We start from the raw sequence: 16,690 nt of genomic DNA, 5'->3' as shown, positions 1-16,690 counted from the left end.
TAGTGGGTTCATACCTTTCAGACCAAGAACTGCGAGAGTTCATCGGCACGCTCCCCACGCGACGGCTAGCGGCGTCGGCCGTCATTCGTGACGAGAACGGTCGCGTGCTCACGGTGGAACCCAACTACAAGTCCGAGTGGACCCTGCCCGGCGGCACGGTAGAGGCGGGGGAGGACCCCCGCAGCGCGTGCTTCCGCGAAGTGGTCGAGGAAGTAGGGCTGCACCTGCCCGAGGGTCGCATGCTGTTGATCATGCACGGACTCAACATGGGCATGTGGGGGGACTCGGTCGCATTCCTCTACGACGGCGGTCAGATTCCCTCCGACTCGCAGATCACGGTCCAGGAGGAAGAACTGCTGTCCTACCGCTGGGTTGCTCCGCAGGATCTGGAGACCGTGCTCTCGGCCGGCATGGCACAGCGAATCCGCGACGCACTGGAGGCCCTGGAGCAGGGCACCGTGGTCGAACACGTAATTGACGGAGGAAAGCGTTCATGACAGACCAACAACTCAATCGGGTGGCGGTCCTGGTGCACGCTGACGCGCCCGAATTGCCGTTCCTGGCCAACCTCCTGGACGCGAGTTTCACCGCGGTCACCCGCAACGGGTGGGCAGTGGTGCTGCCGGACGAGAACACCGATCCCGCATTCATCGCAGCCGTCCACCCGGGCGAGATGTGCATTGCGATCTCCTCAGACGGTGCCGAGCGCAGCCTCACCGTGTACTCGCGTACGGATCCTGACCGTGACGAAGAGGCAGAGCTCAACCATCAGATCGAGATGGGACGCATTGCGACGCTGCGCTGGGAAGCCGAGCACAGTGACATCGCCGACATCCTGGGCGGCGAGGGCGATTCTGCGTCGCAACCGCAGGTGAGCACGGACGTCGAACGGGACACCAAGGTCGCCGTGGAGGCCATCGCCTCGATCTGCTCCCTGGACGCCGCAGCAACCGCTCGTCTGGAAAACTACGCAGCCACGCCCAGCTCGGGCTTGCTGTTGGAATCGGTTCTGCAGCTGCTGGGCGTGCCGGTGGTGGCCGCGAAGCTGGTGGAATCCGAACGTTCCGTGGAAGACATGGACGACGCCCACCATTACGAGCCCAAGTCCCTCGGGTTGTCCTTGGTGGATGCCATGACCACCGAGCCCTCCGGCAATGATGTGGTCTCTCGGGTTCAGCGTGCGTACTTCCGCCACCCCGAGATCCTGTTGGCAGTGGGCGGTGCCGAACTGGTCGCGGGCTCCACGTTGGCCGCCCTCGCCCGTCGTGGTGGTCGAGGTTCGCGGGTTCTCGGAACGGCATCCGCGGTGCTGCTGGCCGACGCCGCGGGGCAGGCCGCACTGTGGGCGGCGGTGCGGGCGCGTAAGAAATCCTAGTGGCTCGGTTCCCCTGGGCCCGCGGGTGGGTTGCGGCGCTGTCGGATCCGGACGAACCGGATTGGCAGCGGCCGCGTCCCACATCCCACGAACTCGTCCGGGACGTGTGGTTGGCGGCGGCGGTGGCCGCCGCCTCCGTGCTTTCCTTGGCGCTGATCGAAAGCTACACGTCGTTCTCCTCAGACCAGCCCTGGTGGCTGGGCTATCTCGTGTCGGTCCTGATCGCTGTGCCGCTGGCCTTCCGGCGCCGCTACCCGGTGGCCGGGGTCTTGGCGGCCACGGCCGTGTTCGTGTGGGCCTATTACGTTGCGCCCCACGTCAACATTCAGTTGTTCTTCCAGATCGCGTGTTTCGCGAGCCTGTACTCGATGGTCGCTTGGGCCCGTTCCCGGCAGCTCGTGACCCTCATGGTGGTGGCGATCGCGGTCTTCACCGTGGGATGGCTCATGATCGACTGGACGATCACGAACTCCTACGCTGAACTTCTGGACGATATCGAGGAGACTTCCGGTCCGTTCTCACCCGCAGTGGGCATCATGGGGTACTCCGTGATCATGAACGTCGTCTACTTCGGCGGCGCCGTCATCATGGGCAGGGCCTCGTGGCGTCGTGCACTGGACCGCCGCAGGCTCCGCGAGCAGGCCTGGCGGATCGCCCATCAGTCCGAGCAGCTGGCCAATCGTGCGGTGGTCGAGGAGCGGTTGCGCATTGCGCGCGAACTCCACGACGTGGTCGCTCATCACGTCTCCGCGATCGGAATCCAGGCCGGTGCTGCTCGCACCGTGATGACCAAGAACCCGGAGGCCGCGGCGGCCGCGCTGACGACCGTGGAAGCCTCCAGCAGGCAAGCTGTGACGGAAATGCGTGAGTTGTTAGGCGTGTTGCGCGCCGAGGACGGCAGCGTGCTGCCCTCCCAGTCCCGCACACCCGAACCGGGATTGAGTGAGCTGGACGATCTGGTGGCTTCCCACGCCAAACATGGACTGGCGGTCACGTTCAACACTTCACTGGAACAACCCGACGATCTCACCCAGCTGCCCGGCTCTCTTCAGCTGACCGTTTACCGGTGCCTGCAGGAGGCCCTGGCCAACGTCACGCGACACTCCACAGCCCGTGAAGCAACGGCCGTGGTCCGCACCGGATCCACAACGGTCGATGCCGAGGAACCTCGAACCGAAGCTTGGGTTGAACTGGAAGTCACCGATCACGGGCAGTCCAAGCCGGGCACGGAGGGTTCGGGGTTCGGACTCAAAGGCATCACCGAGCGTGCGCGGCTGTACAACGGCGTTACCGAGATCGGCCCACGCACGCCCGGCCCGGGCTGGCGCGTTCGCGTGCGCATTCCCCGTCCCCTCACCCGCGCTACCCAGGAGGTCACCCCGTGATCCGAGTTCTGTTGGCCGACGATCACGAGCTGGTGCGATCCGGTTTCGCGCTCATGCTCACCGTCGAAGAGAACGTTGAGGTGGTCGGGCAGGTCGCCAACGGCAAGGACGCCGTGGCCCAAGTGCTCGCCGAACCGGTGGACGTGGTGCTCATGGACGTCCAGATGCCCGTGATGGACGGCATTGAAGCCACGCGCTTGATCACTGAAGCCACGGACACCAAGGTCATCATCCTCACGACCTTCGACCGCGACGACTACCTCTTCGACGCCTTGCGCGCCGGGGCCAGCGGTTTCCTGCTCAAGAACGCCTCGCCGGAGGACCTTGTCGCGGCGGTCCTCGCGGTGGTCGATGGCCACGCACTCCTCGCGCCCGAGGCCACCCTGCGAGTGGTCCAGCAACTCGCCCAGCACGACGCCGTTCGGGGACCACGCGCGGAACCGGCCGGGCCCGCGGGCGGACTGACAGCGGCGTCGTCAACCGGAACTCCCGAGCGAACAGGAGAGCAACAGCGCATCATCGACTCGCTCACGGCTCGCGAGCGAGAGGTACTCACCCTCGCGGCGGAGGGGCTGTCCAACGGGGAGATCTGCGACACGTTGGTCGTGGGACAGGCCACGGTCAAGACCCACATCTCCAATGTGCTGGCCAAGGTGGGTGCCCGGGACCGCGTGCAAGCGGTGGTTTTCGCCTATCGATCAGGCATGGTGTCCTGACCCGTCACTGGTCCCACTGCGCCACGTCTGCCACGAGTCGACTGGCCCCCAAGCCGGCTCTCGTCCGGACGACAACCGGGACAGCGACACCCCACATACACCGCAGGGTGGAGCTCAAGTTCCGCCGCCGGGCTGATCTCTTCGACTGCCGGTCCTCCTAGGCTGGAATCAGCCAGCCGCGCCGCGTCGCGCACACGCTATGGCTGCGCGAACGGCATAGATCCGAGGAGGCAGCATGAGGTTGAAAGAACCGGGGGCCGCGTACAGCTCCGTCCACTACTCACCACCGCGCGCCGGCGGCACGCTGGAGGCGCTGGACCTGACGCGACGGTTCGGGGACCGGACAGTGGTGGACGAGGTGTCGTTTCGCGTGGAGCCCGGGCAGATGACGGGGTTCGTGGGCGCCAATGGTGCGGGCAAGACCACCACCATGCGAATGATTATGGGCGTACTCAACCAGCACGGCGGCACCGTGCTGTGGAACGGCCGACCGATTGACGCCCGCGCGCGCTCGCGGTTCGGGTACATGCCCGAGGAGCGAGGTCTGTACCCCAAGCAACGGATTGCCGATCAGCTGGGTTACCTGGGGCAACTCCACGGCATGGAACGCTCCCGGGCCCTCACGGAGGCCCACCGACTGCTGGACCGCTTCGGCCTGGGGGAGCGAGCCAAGGACCGGCTCGAGACACTGTCGCTGGGTAATCAGCAGCGCGTCCAGGTCGCCGCGGCCCTGCTTCACGATCCCGTGGCCCTGGTCCTGGACGAACCGTTCTCCGGGCTGGACCCGACCGCTGTCGATGCCATGGTGGGGCTGCTGCGCGAATACATGGCTCGCGGGGTACCGGTGCTGTTTTCCTCCCACCAACTGGATTTGATCGACCGACTGTGCGACGCGCTGGTGGTCCTGGACAGTGGCACGGTGCGCCTGGCCGGGCCCGTCGAGCAATTACGCGGTGCGCGGCCCGAACAATATCGGTTGGTGTGCACCGCTGATGCGGGCTGGACCCGTGGCCAACCCGGGGTGGAGGTCGTGGACCTCGACGGCAATACGGCCATCGTTACGCCGGCGGACGCGGAAGCCCGCAATCAGCTGACCAGACAAGCGGCGGACCGCGGAATGGTGGAATTCGCTCGGCTGCGTCCTTCGCTGGGAGATCTCTATCGGGAGGCCATCTCATGAGCCACGACACGACCACCACAGCGGCCGCAGAAGAGGAACGGACCACACAGGTGTCCGCCCCGTGGCTCACCGTCATGAATCGCGAGATCGGCGTCAAACTGCGGGACCGCGCTTTCGTGCTGTCCACTGTGCTCACGGTCCTGGGCATCATCGGATTCACCGCGTTCATGTTCTTCATGGGTGAGCGCACCACCAGCTACACCGTGGCCGCCACGGACCCGCAATCGGTCACGGTGGCGGAGGCGGCCCGGGACTCGGCCGAGGACAAGACCACGCTCGAGGTGCAATCCGCCTCGCCCGAGGAGGCTCGTGAGCTCCTGCAGAACGAAGACATCGATGCCGCCGTGTCGCGCAGTGACAACGAATGGGTCCTGACGGCCCGCAACTCCATGGATGCTTCCCTGAGCGGAATGCTCTCGGACGCAGCCAAGGACGTGACCGCGCAGCAGAACGCGGCGGACGCCGGAACCACCACGGAACAGCTGACGGCCGGTTCAGAGGTGCAGACGCGCACCCTCTCGGACGAACCGGATCGCGGCGTGGCGGCCAACGTACTGGGCTTCGTCTTCGCCATGCTGTTCTACACCGCCGCCATCATCTTCGGCATGGCCATTGCCAACTCGGTGCTCGAGGAGAAGCAGAACCGGGTCGTGGAGATCCTGGCCACCGCCATCCCGGTGCGCCACATCCTCTACGGCAAGGTGGCCGGTAACTGCCTGCTGGCATACGCGCAGATCATTCTGTACGGGGCCGTGGGGTTACTGGGCGTGAATCTGCTCGGCCGGGCGGAATCGATCGGGTGGATCCTGCAGGCCTCCGGATGGTTCATCGGGTTCTTCGTGGTGGGCTTTGCCGCCCAGGCGAGCATCTGGGCGGTGCTGGGTTCGCTGGCCTCTCGCACGGAGGACCTGCAGTCCAACACCGGCCCCATCATGTCCGTGTTGATCGCGGCCCTGCTCGTGGGGTTGTTCGCCAAGGGAACCTGGCTCACCGTGGCCTCCTACGTTCCGCTGGTTTCATCGGTGGCCATGCCCGTGCGGATGTTGACCGATACCGTGCAGTGGTGGGAACCGTGGCTCGCCCTGGGGCTGTGTGCCGTGTTCGGACTGATCATGTTCCGTGTGGGGGAGCGGGTCTACAAGCGCGCGGTGTTCCAGGGTGGTCAGGCGCTCACGTGGCGCAAGGCTCTCAGGCTCGAGAGGTAGACCACGTTCCATCTGCACTCACAGGTTTGACACGTGTGGCAGAATAGACGGGTACTCGAACCGTGCGGACCCTCTCACCGCACGTGTGTCGCGTCCACAGGAAATCCCACCAAGGCCCGCCCCACGGGTGCAAGTGTGTGCATTTCCGACCACATTCGAAACAGGAGTAACCACTCAAGTGGCAGTTAAGATTCGTCTCAAGCGCATGGGTAAAATGCGCGATCCCCGTTACCGCGTTGTCATCGTCGACTCCCGCAAGAAGCGCGATGGTCGTGTCATCGAGGAGGTCGGCGTCTACCAGCCGACCGAGCACCCCTCCTACATCAACCTGGTTTCCGACCGGATCCAGTACTGGCTCGGCGTGGGCGCACAGCCCTCTGACGCCGTGGCAGCACTGCTGAAGATCACCGGTGACTGGCAGAAGTTCAAGGGTGAGCCCGGTGCCGAGGGTACCTACAAGGCCCCCGAGACCAAGGCTGAGTTCGTGGCACCCGACAAGGGTTCCGTGATCATCCCCGAGGCCATCACCCCCAAGGCTGACAAGGCCGAGGCTTCCGAGCAGGCCGAAGTGCCCGCCGAGGAAGCTTCCACCGAGGGTGCGGCTGAGGACTCCACGGAGGACAACGCCGAGAAGGCAGAGTGAGCATGCTCGCCGAGGCTCTGGAACACCTGGTTCGCGGCATTGTGGACAGCCCCGAGGACGTCACCGTTCGCTCACGCGAAGGACGCCGCGGGCAGATCCTCGAGGTTCGGGTTCACCCCGATGACCTCGGCCGCGTGATCGGGCGTTCCGGACGCACCGCCAAGGCCTTGCGCACCGTCGTGACGGCCCTGGCACCCGGCGAAAATGTGCGCGTAGACGTGGTCGATACCGACCGTCGTCGTCGCTAAAGACCGCGCGTACGTGAACGGCCCCTGTTTCCTGCAGACGCGGGAGACGGGGGCCGTCATCATTTGGTAAAAACATCACACTGGTCCAGATCCGGCAAAGGAGATCTCATGAGCGTTCGGATTGCACGCATCGGAAAGCCCCACGGCGTGCGCGGGGAAGTCACGGTGCAATTGTTCACCGACGATCCCGAGTCGCGTTTTGCGCCCGGGTCGAACCTGAGCGTCCAGTGGCCTCAGGGGCAGGCCGACGCCGCCGCGGGACTTCCCGAGACCCTCACGACCGCGGGTTTTCGCTGGAACAAAAAGGTGCTGATTGCCCGCTTCGAGGAGATCACCGACCGCAACCGCGCAGAAGAGATGCGCGGGGCACAGCTGTATGCCGAGGCCCACGAGGTGGAGCTCGAGGACGACGAATGGCGCCAGGACGATCTGCTCGGTCTCATGGCCGTGGACACCACCCGGGACGATCGCGAGGTCGGAAAGGTCACCGCCCTGATCTCCGGAGCGGCTCAGGACCTGTTGGAACTCGAAATCGTGGGGGAGCGGCGTCGTATTCTGATCCCGTTCGTCGAAGAAATCGTGCCGGAGGTGGATCTGGAAACCGGCCGCGTGCTGTTGACCCCGCCCGCCGGTCTGCTGGACCTGGGCTCGGAGGAGTAGCACCGTGCGCATCGATGTGCTGAGCATCTTCCCCGAGTACCTGGCGCCGTTGGAACTGTCGTTGATCGGTAAGGCCATGACGGACGGCGTGCTGGACCTGTCTGTGACGGATCCACGGACCTTTGCCACGGACCGGCACCGCACGGTGGATGACACCCCGTACGGCGGTGGTGCCGGAATGGTGATGAAACCCGAACCGTGGGCACAGGCGCTCGAGTCCGTGACCGCGGCGTCGCCGTCGTTCCGGAAGCCCGTGCTGGTCGTGCCCTCACCGGCCGGCGAAGTCTTCACCCAGGACGTCGCGTACGAACTGGCCGACGAGGAGCACCTGGTGTTCGCGTGCGGCCGCTACGAAGGAATCGACGAACGCTTCATCGACTGGGCCTCCGAACACGCCGTGGTGCGTCCCATGAGCCTGGGTGACTACGTGCTCAACGGGGGAGAAGTGGCCGTGCTGGCCATGGTCGAGGCCGTGACCCGGCTGATCCCCGGGGTGATCGGCAACCCGGAATCCCTCGCCGAAGAATCCCACACCGGCGGGCTGCTCGAATACCCCGTGTACACCAAACCGGCCATGTGGCGAGAACGCGCCATCCCGGACATGCTGTTGTCCGGTCACCACGGGAACATTGCCCGCTGGCGCCGTGACCAGCAACTGCACCGCACTGCTCAGCGCCGCCCGGACATGATCGAACAGCTCAACCCGGCGGACCTGAACAAGGCTGATCTGGCCATCCTGCGCGAGCACGGATTCCAGGTGGTCAACGGGTCGTTCCAGGTCTGTGCCCCCGCCCCCGCTGACGGCGCACAGGGCTAGCCGAAATATGGCATAATGGGTCGCTGTGCGTGAGTTGGGCACGCCCCTGCCGCAGGGGGGAGAGCGACCAACAACCACGCATTCGAAATCACCACACCGGCCCGATTTCGACATACTTCTGCGCGTTGGCTCAAACCTTCACGGCTGAGCCGCGCGGACCACACGCGATCGACCTGCGGCAGTCGCGAGGAGAAAAAGCATGAACCTTATCGATCAGCTTGATGCCAAGTCCCTGCGTAACGACATTCCGGATTTCCGCCCCGGCGACACCCTGAATGTCCACGTGAACATCATTGAAGGCAGCCGTTCGCGTGTCCAGGTCTTCAAGGGCTACGTCATGGGCCGTCAGGGCTCCGGCGTGCGCGAGACCTTCACCGTTCGCAAGGTCAGCTTCGGTGTTGGCGTGGAGCGTACCTTCCCGGTGCACTCCCCGATCATCGACAAGATCGAGCTCGTGAGCCGCGGTGACGTGCGTCGTGCCAAGCTCTACTACATGCGCGATCGTCACGGTAAGGCCGCTCGTATCCGCGAGAAGCGTGATTCGAGCGCTTCGAGCAAGTAAGCATTTTCCACGTGCATCTGCACTCGGAACGCACGGAGGGCCCGGCATCTGCCGGGTCCTCCGCTGTACGTGCACCCCTTTCCCCGCGGCGCTGGTGGCTGCGGGTCGTCACCCTTGCCGTACTGTCGGCTCTGCTCATCGCCGCCGTGGTACGTGCATTCGTGGTGGATGTCTACTGGGTGGGTTCCAACTCGATGGAGCCCACGCTGCAGGGCGGGGATCGGGTGCTGGTCAGCAAGCTCGCCGACACGGATGAGCTGCAGCGCGGAGAACTCGTGGTTTTCGACGGTCGCGGTTCCCTGGACCCGTTGCATTCCACGGACCCCTGGTACACCCAGGCGGTCAACGGTGTGGGTCGCTGGCTGGGTCTGAACGGATCGTCCACCGCGTACGTGAAGCGTGTGATGGCGGTGCCCGGAGACTCCATCGAATGCTGTGACGCTCAGGGCAAGATCACGGTCAACGGCCAGCCTCTCGAGGAGGAGTATCTGTACGCTGGCGACCGGCCCTCGGACATTCCCTTTGCCGTGCACGTTCCCGCTGATCGCGTTTGGCTCATGGGGGACCACCGCAGTGAATCTGTGGATTCGCGTTCTCTGTTGGGTGCACCCGGCGGTGGGCTGATCCGCACGGAACGCATCATCGGAACCGCAGAATGGGTGTTGTGGCCCCTGGACCGAGCCCGGGACTTGTAGTCTGCCCATGGGTGCAGACACCCACCATGTCAGGAAGGAACACGGCGTAGTGACTGAAGAACGTCCATCAGATTCCGCGGGGGAGCAGCCGGAGCAGGAGCCGTTGCGGCCCCGCCGGTCCTCGCGTTCGTCCCGTTCCTTGGCCTCGCGGAGCGCCAAGAAGGCCAATTCGGCCTGGAGCTCCGTCAAGGAAATCCTGATCGTGGTGGTCCTGGCCATCCTGATCGCCTTCATCGTCAAGACCCTGTTCGTGCGGGGTTTCTACATTCCTTCCGGCTCCATGGAGAACACTCTGGAGTTGGATGACCGAATCTTCGTGAACGTCATGAGCGCCAATCTGGGGAACATCGACCGCGGCGACATCGTGGTCTTCGATGACACCAAGAACTGGCTCCCCTCCCAGCCGCAGGGTAGCGAGGGCCTGGGCGGAGCCATCCAGAGCGCCCTGTCCTTCGTGGGAATCCTCCCGGACAGCGGTGATCAGGCCCTCGTCAAACGCGTGATCGGTCAGGGCGGTGACCATGTGGTCTGCTGCGACGCTGACGGCAAGATCAGCGTGAACGGCACGCCGCTGGACGAGACCTACGTGTACCCGGGTGCCGTGCCGTCCGAGATCCCGTTCGACGTGATCGTTCCGGACAATCATTTCTTCGTGCTCGGCGATCATCGCAACGCCTCCGCCGACTCCCGCGTGCACCTGGCCAACAACAACGCGTTCATCCACAAGGAAGACATCATTGGCACCGCGTTCGTGATCGCATGGCCGCTGGATCGCTTCCAGATCTTGCACCACCCGGAACAGGTCTTCGCGGACGTTCCGGCCACCGGCTCTTCCGACGACTGATCGTGGGCTCACGAGTCACGAGTGATCCCGGCATCGATCTGGAGCGCGAACTCGCCGCGCAGGGTCTGCGGTACGTGGGCGGCATGGACGAGGTGGGTCGCGGCGCACTGGCCGGTCCCGCGAGCGTCGGGCTCGTGGTGTTCGACGCCGCCGCCCTCGATAGCGCCGATCCTTCCGTTTGGCACGGGGTACGGGATTCCAAGGCACTGACGGCCAAGCGCCGCGAAGCACTGGCCCCGGCCATCGATTCGTGGGCCGCAGCCTGCACCGTGGGCCACGCTCAACCCTTCGAAATCGACCGACTGGGAATCAGCGCCGCCCTTCGACTGGCCGGACTCAGGGCACTGGCCCAAGCGGCGTCGTCGGGGATCAGCGTGGACGGGCTGATCCTGGACGGGTCCTACAACTGGTTGCGCACCGAACCAGTGCTGGGCCAGGAAACCGACCCGTGGGGCGTGCCCGCGGTGGTGCGCACCCTGGTCAAGGCCGACGCCCACTGCGTCTCTGTGGCGGCCGCATCGATTGCCGCCAAGGTGGAGCGCGACGCAATCATGCGCAACTACGCGGGGGAGTACCCGGCGTACGGCTGGGAGTCGAACAAGGGCTACGGGAGTGCGGTCCACCGGGCCGCGATAGTGGAGCACGGCGCGACCCCGCTGCATCGGGTGAGTTGGAACTTGGGCATTTAGCTCCGTTCGGGTCGTGGCAATGTCCGGGTCAATCGAGCATGCGCACTCCACAGGCACACGTTAGCCATGTTCATGGGAGCGCTGGATCGTCACGATGGTTCCATGAGTATTTCTCGCGTGTCCCCAGCCGCTCCGGATCCGCCCGCGACCCACATCAGTACGGGCCGCTCCGGGGAAGATCTGATTGCCGATCTGCTGACCCGCGCCGGATGGCATGTGTTGGATCGCAACTGGCGAGCCACCCCAGCAGATCACCCGGTGCGCGGTGAATTGGACATCGTGGCGGAACGCGCGGGCGCGGTCACGATCTTCGAGGTCAAGACCCGAACAGGGTCCGGCTTCGGTCACCCGGCTGAGGCCGTGGGACCCGAGAAGCTGCAACGTCTCCATCGGTTGGCCCGCGCATGGGCTCGGGAACACGGTTGGTCAGAGATCCCCAGTGTGGACGTGGTGTCGGTGCACTGGCCGGCCGGGGATGCCCCGCGCGTCGAACACATGGGGTCGCTGAGCTGGCACTGATATCCAAAGGTCACAATTTGATGGACTCCCGGCGTGCTGAGTGACATCCGCAGCCCAACGTGCCACGGTAGGTCGGGGGTCGAGAACGGCACCCTGAACAGTCGATGATCAGTGGGGGTCGCTTGGTGACATTCTTTCTGCCACGCAGGCGCGCCATGGGTGTGTTGATAGCCGCGGGACTTTCCGTGTCCCTCCTGACCGGCTGTAACGACGGGGACGAGCAAGTCCCGGAGGAATCGCCGTCGGTCTCGGCCGAAACGTCGAGCGCCGGTCTGCGTGGCGGAACGTTCAATGCCCGTTTGCCCTCGGGCGCATCCGTGCGGATCACCCTCCCCGCAACGCCGCCGCCCGACGAGGATGTCGACAAGCTCCGCAAGGACGCCGGGGTAGAGCGAGCGTTGTACGCGAAAATCAGCATCGACAATCGGAACGGCCGTCAGCCGGTCTCCGTGAGCAGGCTGGTGTTGACCGCCGAGGACGGTTCCATTTACCGACTCGACGCTCTTCCCAAGGTAGCGCCCGAATGGACATCCGAGCGGGGCGATAACGGGGAATGGACGAATGCCGGTGGTGATCGGGTCTCCGAAGAAAAGGCACGGGACATCGACCGTCGCGTGGATGACACCGTGGCCAAGTACACCGGCGACGTGCCGGTGGGTGGCCGAGGCGATGAAATTCTGGTGGGAGACCTGAGTCGTTTGCCGGCGACGTTCGCGAGCATGGAACTGATTCCGTCCATGGGCGACTCCGAGGAACGAGCTGTCAGACCCAGCCCGGACAGCCGCAACGAACCTGCCGCGCCGCGCCCCGCGTCCCCGGCGGATCCAGCCGAACCGGAAGCTCCGGAGGAAGACCCCCCTCCGGGGGATCCGGGGGATGAGACCGCGGAAGAGGAACCTCCCGCCGATGGCGGCGGTTCCGAGTCGACCACCGATCCCGTTCCCGAAGAGCCCACGGATGCCCCTGCGCCGCCGCAGGAACCGGTGCCATCCGAACCCGGTACTCAGCCCACCACCGCGCCCGAGGCGGGAGCATCGGTGCCCCCTGTCGCGCCATCTGTTCCCGCTCAGGCGGTGGGGGAGCAGCAACCTGTGCAGCCGTGACGGCCTGAACTCCACTCACTGATGGACCTTTTAGTCGGCGGCTCACTGAGCTGGGCCTGTGGGCCATGGCTCGTTATCCATGGATTGCTGATTGCGTTCTCCGGTCGCCGTGCGGAGCCCACTCCAGAACTGCACAGCGGGCGGTAGGCTCTGTGCCGTGTGGGCCCGCGCCGTCATGGTGGTGTCATGCCCAGACACTCGCATTCACAGCTTGTTCGTCGCCCCCAGCGACACGTCCGCCGCCCGTACCTGCGAAGTGATGCGCGATGACCGGCTTCGCACGGACCAAGTCCGTGGCGTTGGTCGGGTTGGACGGTCACGTGGTTGACGTTGAGGCTGATATCGGCCAATCGTTGCCAGCCTTCAGCATCATCGGGCTCCCGGACCAGGCGGTGAACGAGTCACGGGAGCGTATTCGTGCGGCCGCGCGCAATGCCGGGATCAAGCTTCCCGCGCGGAAGATCACCGTCAACCTGTCGCCGGCCACGCTTCCCAAGCGCGGTTCACATTTCGACGTCGCTGTGGTCATGGCGGTGCTCACGGCGCACGGTGCCATTCGGGCTGCTTCAGACACTGTGTACCTCGCCGAACTGGGTTTGGACGGGTCATTGCGTCCCGTGCGGGGCGTGTTGCCCGCGGTGCACGCGGCGGTACTGCACGGGCATTCCACGGTTGTCGTAGCCAGGGAAAATTACGAAGAGGCGCGGCTGGTGTCCGGTGCCGAGGTCACCGCCGTCTCGCATTTGGCGGAACTGCTCGTGATGCACGGCGCCGACCCGCAGCTGTTGAACAGGGTGCCCGGGGGTAGCAAGTCACCGGACGGCTGCACGGACACGGCTGAGAATACGGAAGCTCCGGATCTTCGGGATGTGGTGGGGCAGATCGAAGGGCGGCAGGCGTTGGAAATCGCAGCCGCCGGGGGCCATCACCTGATGATGGTGGGACCACCGGGTGCCGGGAAGACAATGCTCGCCGAACGGCTGCCCGGAATCCTCCCGGATCTGGACGACCACCAGTCACTCGAGGTGACCTCGATCCATTCCCTGCGCGGTGACTCGCGCTGTTCCGAACTGATCCGCAGGCCACCCTTGCAGGCCCCCCACCACAGCATTACGACGCCCGCACTGTGTGGCGGGGGCAGTGGAATCCCTAGACCGGGCGCCATCTCACTGGCCCACCGGGGTGTGTTGTTCCTGGACGAAGCACCGGAGTTTGAACGGCGGGTGTTGGACACGCTCCGTCAGCCCCTCGAGTCCGGAACAGTGACCATTGCGCGCTCGCAGAACGTGTCCCGATATCCCGCCAAGTTCCAACTGGTTCTCGCTGCGAATCCGTGCCCGTGTGGTCAAGCAGAGGGAGTCGGGAATCGATGTACCTGTACCGCTCACAAAAGGCACCGGTATTTCAACAAGCTGTCCGGGCCACTTATCGACCGCGTGGACCTACAACTGCGGGTGCCCGCCGTGACCTATCACGAGCTGAACTCCGCGCGGGGTGAGCCTCCGGAGGACAGCGCGAGTGTGGCCGAACGGGTCGGTGCGGCAAGGGCTGCGCAACGCGAACGGTTAGCTCGCTACGGACTGCAGCTCAACAGCGATGTCCCCGGTTCTCTTCTGCGCAAAGCGTTGTCTCCCGAACGGCACACTGTTCAGTCACTGAAGAAAGCCATGGACAACCACACCCTGACCGCGCGCGGCTACATCCGGGTGCTCCGTGTCGCATGGACCCTCGCTGACTTGGCCGGTGCCGGATCTCCCAGCTCAGAGCACGTGCAACTCGCACTCTTCTTCAAGACCACGGTGACCTCATGAACCAGCCAATGGCAGACCACGAATCCCCCGCGACGTACAGCGATGAACTGCGCGGAGCCAGAACCCAACTCGCCCGCATGATCGAACCGGCCGATCGCGCGGGCATGGCCCTGTTGCACTGTCTGGGGCCCATCACCCTGCGGGACACCATCACCTCTCATCAGAGGCCGCCGGGGTGGCTGCTCCAAAAAGTCCAGACCGCAATGGCCACGTGGGGACTTCGCAGTAAGCCCGCCGACCTGGGGGACCGTTTCGAGGCCTGGCGCTCCCGACTGCCGGTGGTCGACCCTGACACGGATGCTCGCCATGCTCACTCCCTGGGCGCATGGGTGGTGATTCCGGAGGATCCTGACTGGCCCGAACCACTCGATGACCTGGGTCTGAACAGACCCATTGCGCTCTGGGGGCGCGGGGATCGCAGCAAACTCCCCGGTCTCGCGCACAGCGTGGCCGTGGTCGGATCTCGTAATGCTAGTGCTTACGGCGCGGCCGTAACTCGGGACATCACGCATCACGTCAGTGGCGAGGGGTGGTGCGTGATCTCGGGCGGGGCCTACGGGATCGATGCCGCCGCGCACTCCGCGGCGCTCACCGCGGGCACTGCGGAGCCACCCACGGTCGCAGTCCTAGCCTGCGGGGTGGACAGGTTCTATCCGAGCGCCAACGCGGGCCTGCTGAGTCGTATCGAGGAACACGGGATGCTGCTCAGCGAAGTTCCACTGGGTTGCTCACCCACGCGATATCGGTTTCTGCAACGTAATCGGCTCATCGCTGCGCTGTCCCGGGCCACGGTGGTCACGGAGGCCGCCTGGCGGTCCGGATCACTCAACACCGCTCACCACGCCGAATCCCTGTCGCGGGAGGTCGCGGCCGTACCCGGTGATGTCCTGAGCGGGGGTTCGGCCGGTTGTCACAAACTGATCAGAGAAGATCACGCCATCCTGGTCAACAACGGTGCCGAAGTCTTGGAACTGCTCGGCCCCCTCGGCAATGACGCAGCCCTGGGCATCCAGGCCGAGCAGGACGACGTGGCGCAGCGGCCCGAGGATTCGCTGGAGCCGCATTTGCTACGCCTCTACGACGCCCTGCCGCTGAGACAGGATGCCGATCCGTCCAATCTGTGCCGAGTGTCCGGGCTGTCACCGACGGAAGTCATGACCGGCTTGTCCACGTTGCGCTCCCGGGGACTGGCAGCAGACTCCCTGTTGGGATGGCGCCGAGTAGGCTCGAAGAATGCCCCAGGAACATCCCGCGCATGAACCGGAACAGGACCACGAGACGGCAACGGCCCTCTCGGAGGAGATCGCGTTGTTTGCCCGGCACCTGCGACATGAGAAAGCCAGGAGCGAACACACCATCCGCTCGTACGTGGGGGACCTGGAGGAGTTGTCCGCATGGATGACGGCCCGCCGGCTCAAGGGACTCGAGGATCTTGACCGTGAATCCCTCCGAGGCTGGCTCGCGCAGCGGCATCAACGGGGATTGGCCCGCAGTTCGGTGTCACGGGGGATCGCTTCGGTTCACACGTTCTGTCGGTGGGCGGTGGACAACGGTCGGCTGGACCATGACCCGGCCGCGTCCGTGAAAGGGCCCAAAACAGGTCAACACCTCCCCGAGGTGGTCAACTCGACCGCGTTGTCCGACATGCTCGACGGCTTGGCCGCCGCGGCAGAACAACCCGCTGAGGATGATCGCTCCGCGGCCATGGCGGCCCGGGATTGGGCGCTCGTCGAACTGCTTTACGCCACGGGGGCCCGCATCAGCGAAGTCGTCAACCTCAACGATTCGGACGTAGATCGAAGCATCAAAGTGATCACCGTGACCGGCAAGGGAAACAAGCAACGGAGAGTGCCCTTCGGCGACCGGGCAGAGCAGGCTCTGGAGGTGTGGCGGCGTCGTCGTGAGGTCGTGGCCACGGAGAAGTCGGGTGCCGCAATGTTCCTGGGTGCACGCGGCGGAAGAATCGACGCCCGGGTTGCGCGACGGGTGGTCGCCGATGCCCTGCAGGCCGTGCCGGACACGCACGCGAGCGGTCCGCACAGCCTCCGGCACAGCGCGGCCACGCACCTTCTGGACGGGGGAGCGGACCTGCGGAGCGTGCAGGAACTCCTGGGACATTCCACCGTGGCCACCACCCAGATCTACACCCACGTCTCGGTCGAACGACTCAAGAATGCCTATGCTCAGGCGCATCCCAGAGCCTGACATGTTGGCGGCGCAACGGCTTTAGGTTGACCC

At 65.0% G+C, this 16,690-nt stretch carries 19 protein-coding genes; all 19 read left to right on the top strand.

The window, feature by feature from the left end:
- The first annotated feature begins 2 nt into the window (after positions 1-2).
- The 19 genes from CKW39_RS11635 (at position 3) to CKW39_RS11545 (ending at position 16,657) form a co-directional block, all read left to right on the top strand.
- Entirely contained in the window at positions 3-497 is a 495-nt protein-coding gene (locus CKW39_RS11635) for an NUDIX hydrolase (protein ID WP_095798274.1), read from the top strand.
- Entirely contained in the window at positions 494-1,375 is an 882-nt protein-coding gene (locus CKW39_RS11630; protein WP_095798273.1) for a hypothetical protein, read from the top strand. The genes CKW39_RS11635 and CKW39_RS11630 overlap by 4 nt, the downstream gene beginning before the upstream one ends.
- Positions 1,375-2,760, top strand: a complete 1,386-nt coding sequence (locus CKW39_RS11625; protein ID WP_095798272.1) for a sensor histidine kinase — start codon at positions 1,375-1,377, stop codon at positions 2,758-2,760. Before CKW39_RS11630 ends, CKW39_RS11625 begins: the two co-directional genes overlap by 1 nt.
- Complete coding sequence (locus CKW39_RS11620; protein WP_095798271.1) at positions 2,757-3,476, top strand: response regulator transcription factor; 720 nt, start codon at positions 2,757-2,759, stop codon at positions 3,474-3,476. Before CKW39_RS11625 ends, CKW39_RS11620 begins: the two co-directional genes overlap by 4 nt.
- Before the next feature lie 235 nt (positions 3,477-3,711).
- Positions 3,712-4,656 carry an ABC transporter ATP-binding protein gene (locus CKW39_RS11615; RefSeq protein ID WP_095798270.1) on the top strand — a complete coding sequence of 315 codons (945 nt, stop codon included), beginning with the start codon at positions 3,712-3,714 and terminating at the stop codon, positions 4,654-4,656.
- Complete coding sequence (locus CKW39_RS11610; RefSeq protein ID WP_095798269.1) at positions 4,653-5,861, top strand: ABC transporter permease; 1,209 nt, start codon at positions 4,653-4,655, stop codon at positions 5,859-5,861. The genes CKW39_RS11615 and CKW39_RS11610 overlap by 4 nt, the downstream gene beginning before the upstream one ends.
- A gap of 178 nt (positions 5,862-6,039) precedes the next feature.
- Positions 6,040-6,504, top strand: coding sequence for a 30S ribosomal protein S16 (gene rpsP / locus CKW39_RS11605; protein ID WP_095798268.1), 465 nt, complete (start codon positions 6,040-6,042; stop codon positions 6,502-6,504).
- 2 nt (positions 6,505-6,506) lie between these two features.
- Positions 6,507-6,752, top strand: coding sequence for an RNA-binding protein (locus tag CKW39_RS11600; protein ID WP_031273282.1), 246 nt, complete (start codon positions 6,507-6,509; stop codon positions 6,750-6,752).
- Between the two features lie 108 nt (positions 6,753-6,860).
- On the top strand, positions 6,861-7,412 hold the full coding sequence (rimM, locus tag CKW39_RS11595; RefSeq protein WP_095798267.1) for a ribosome maturation factor RimM: 552 nt from the start codon (positions 6,861-6,863) through the stop codon (positions 7,410-7,412).
- A 4-nt stretch (positions 7,413-7,416) separates the two neighbouring features.
- Entirely contained in the window at positions 7,417-8,229 is an 813-nt protein-coding gene (trmD, locus tag CKW39_RS11590) for a tRNA (guanosine(37)-N1)-methyltransferase TrmD (RefSeq protein WP_095798266.1), read from the top strand.
- 199 nt (positions 8,230-8,428) lie between these two features.
- Entirely contained in the window at positions 8,429-8,791 is a 363-nt protein-coding gene (gene rplS / locus CKW39_RS11585) for a 50S ribosomal protein L19 (protein ID WP_095798265.1), read from the top strand.
- An 11-nt stretch (positions 8,792-8,802) separates the two neighbouring features.
- Positions 8,803-9,486 carry a signal peptidase I gene (gene lepB / locus CKW39_RS11580; RefSeq protein ID WP_095798264.1) on the top strand — a complete coding sequence of 228 codons (684 nt, stop codon included), beginning with the start codon at positions 8,803-8,805 and terminating at the stop codon, positions 9,484-9,486.
- Between the two features lie 49 nt (positions 9,487-9,535).
- Entirely contained in the window at positions 9,536-10,330 is a 795-nt protein-coding gene (gene lepB / locus CKW39_RS11575) for a signal peptidase I (protein ID WP_238663099.1), read from the top strand.
- Between the two features lie 2 nt (positions 10,331-10,332).
- On the top strand, positions 10,333-11,019 hold the full coding sequence (locus CKW39_RS11570) for a ribonuclease HII (protein WP_238663100.1): 687 nt from the start codon (positions 10,333-10,335) through the stop codon (positions 11,017-11,019).
- A gap of 102 nt (positions 11,020-11,121) precedes the next feature.
- Positions 11,122-11,538, top strand: coding sequence for a YraN family protein (locus CKW39_RS11565; RefSeq protein WP_238663101.1), 417 nt, complete (start codon positions 11,122-11,124; stop codon positions 11,536-11,538).
- Positions 11,539-11,693: 155 nt separating this feature from the next.
- A complete protein-coding gene (locus CKW39_RS11560) occupies positions 11,694-12,641 on the top strand; it encodes a hypothetical protein (protein ID WP_143469993.1) in 948 nt (315 codons plus the stop codon).
- Between the two features lie 266 nt (positions 12,642-12,907).
- On the top strand, positions 12,908-14,452 hold the full coding sequence (locus CKW39_RS11555) for a YifB family Mg chelatase-like AAA ATPase (protein WP_095798259.1): 1,545 nt from the start codon (positions 12,908-12,910) through the stop codon (positions 14,450-14,452).
- A complete protein-coding gene (gene dprA, locus CKW39_RS11550) occupies positions 14,449-15,711 on the top strand; it encodes a DNA-processing protein DprA (RefSeq protein ID WP_095798258.1) in 1,263 nt (420 codons plus the stop codon). Before CKW39_RS11555 ends, dprA begins: the two co-directional genes overlap by 4 nt.
- Positions 15,686-16,657, top strand: coding sequence for a tyrosine recombinase XerC (locus CKW39_RS11545; RefSeq protein WP_095798257.1), 972 nt, complete (start codon positions 15,686-15,688; stop codon positions 16,655-16,657). The genes dprA and CKW39_RS11545 overlap by 26 nt, the downstream gene beginning before the upstream one ends.
- Positions 16,658-16,690: the final 33 nt, after the last annotated feature.

It is taken from the genome of Kocuria sp. WRN011, assembly GCF_002295155.1.
Classification (GTDB): Bacteria; Actinomycetota; Actinomycetes; order Actinomycetales; family Micrococcaceae; genus Kocuria; species Kocuria carniphila.
Note: the sequence above shows the minus strand (reverse complement) of the source record. Positions and strands in the feature narration are given on the sequence as shown.

Coding starts and splice junctions, on each gene's coding strand:
- CKW39_RS11630 (WP_095798273.1), top strand. CDS start 494: ATGACAGACCAACAACTCAATCGGGTGGCGGTCCTGGTGCACGCTGAC.
- CKW39_RS11615 (WP_095798270.1), top strand. CDS start 3,712: ATGAGGTTGAAAGAACCGGGGGCCGCGTACAGCTCCGTCCACTACTCA.
- CKW39_RS11610 (WP_095798269.1), top strand. CDS start 4,653: ATGAGCCACGACACGACCACCACAGCGGCCGCAGAAGAGGAACGGACC.
- CKW39_RS11600 (WP_031273282.1), top strand. CDS start 6,507: ATGCTCGCCGAGGCTCTGGAACACCTGGTTCGCGGCATTGTGGACAGC.
- rimM (WP_095798267.1), top strand. CDS start 6,861: ATGAGCGTTCGGATTGCACGCATCGGAAAGCCCCACGGCGTGCGCGGG.
- rplS (WP_095798265.1), top strand. CDS start 8,429: ATGAACCTTATCGATCAGCTTGATGCCAAGTCCCTGCGTAACGACATT.
- CKW39_RS11565 (WP_238663101.1), top strand. CDS start 11,122: ATGAGTATTTCTCGCGTGTCCCCAGCCGCTCCGGATCCGCCCGCGACC.
- CKW39_RS11560 (WP_143469993.1), top strand. CDS start 11,694: ATGGGTGTGTTGATAGCCGCGGGACTTTCCGTGTCCCTCCTGACCGGC.
- CKW39_RS11555 (WP_095798259.1), top strand. CDS start 12,908: ATGACCGGCTTCGCACGGACCAAGTCCGTGGCGTTGGTCGGGTTGGAC.
- dprA (WP_095798258.1), top strand. CDS start 14,449: ATGAACCAGCCAATGGCAGACCACGAATCCCCCGCGACGTACAGCGAT.
- CKW39_RS11545 (WP_095798257.1), top strand. CDS start 15,686: ATGCCCCAGGAACATCCCGCGCATGAACCGGAACAGGACCACGAGACG.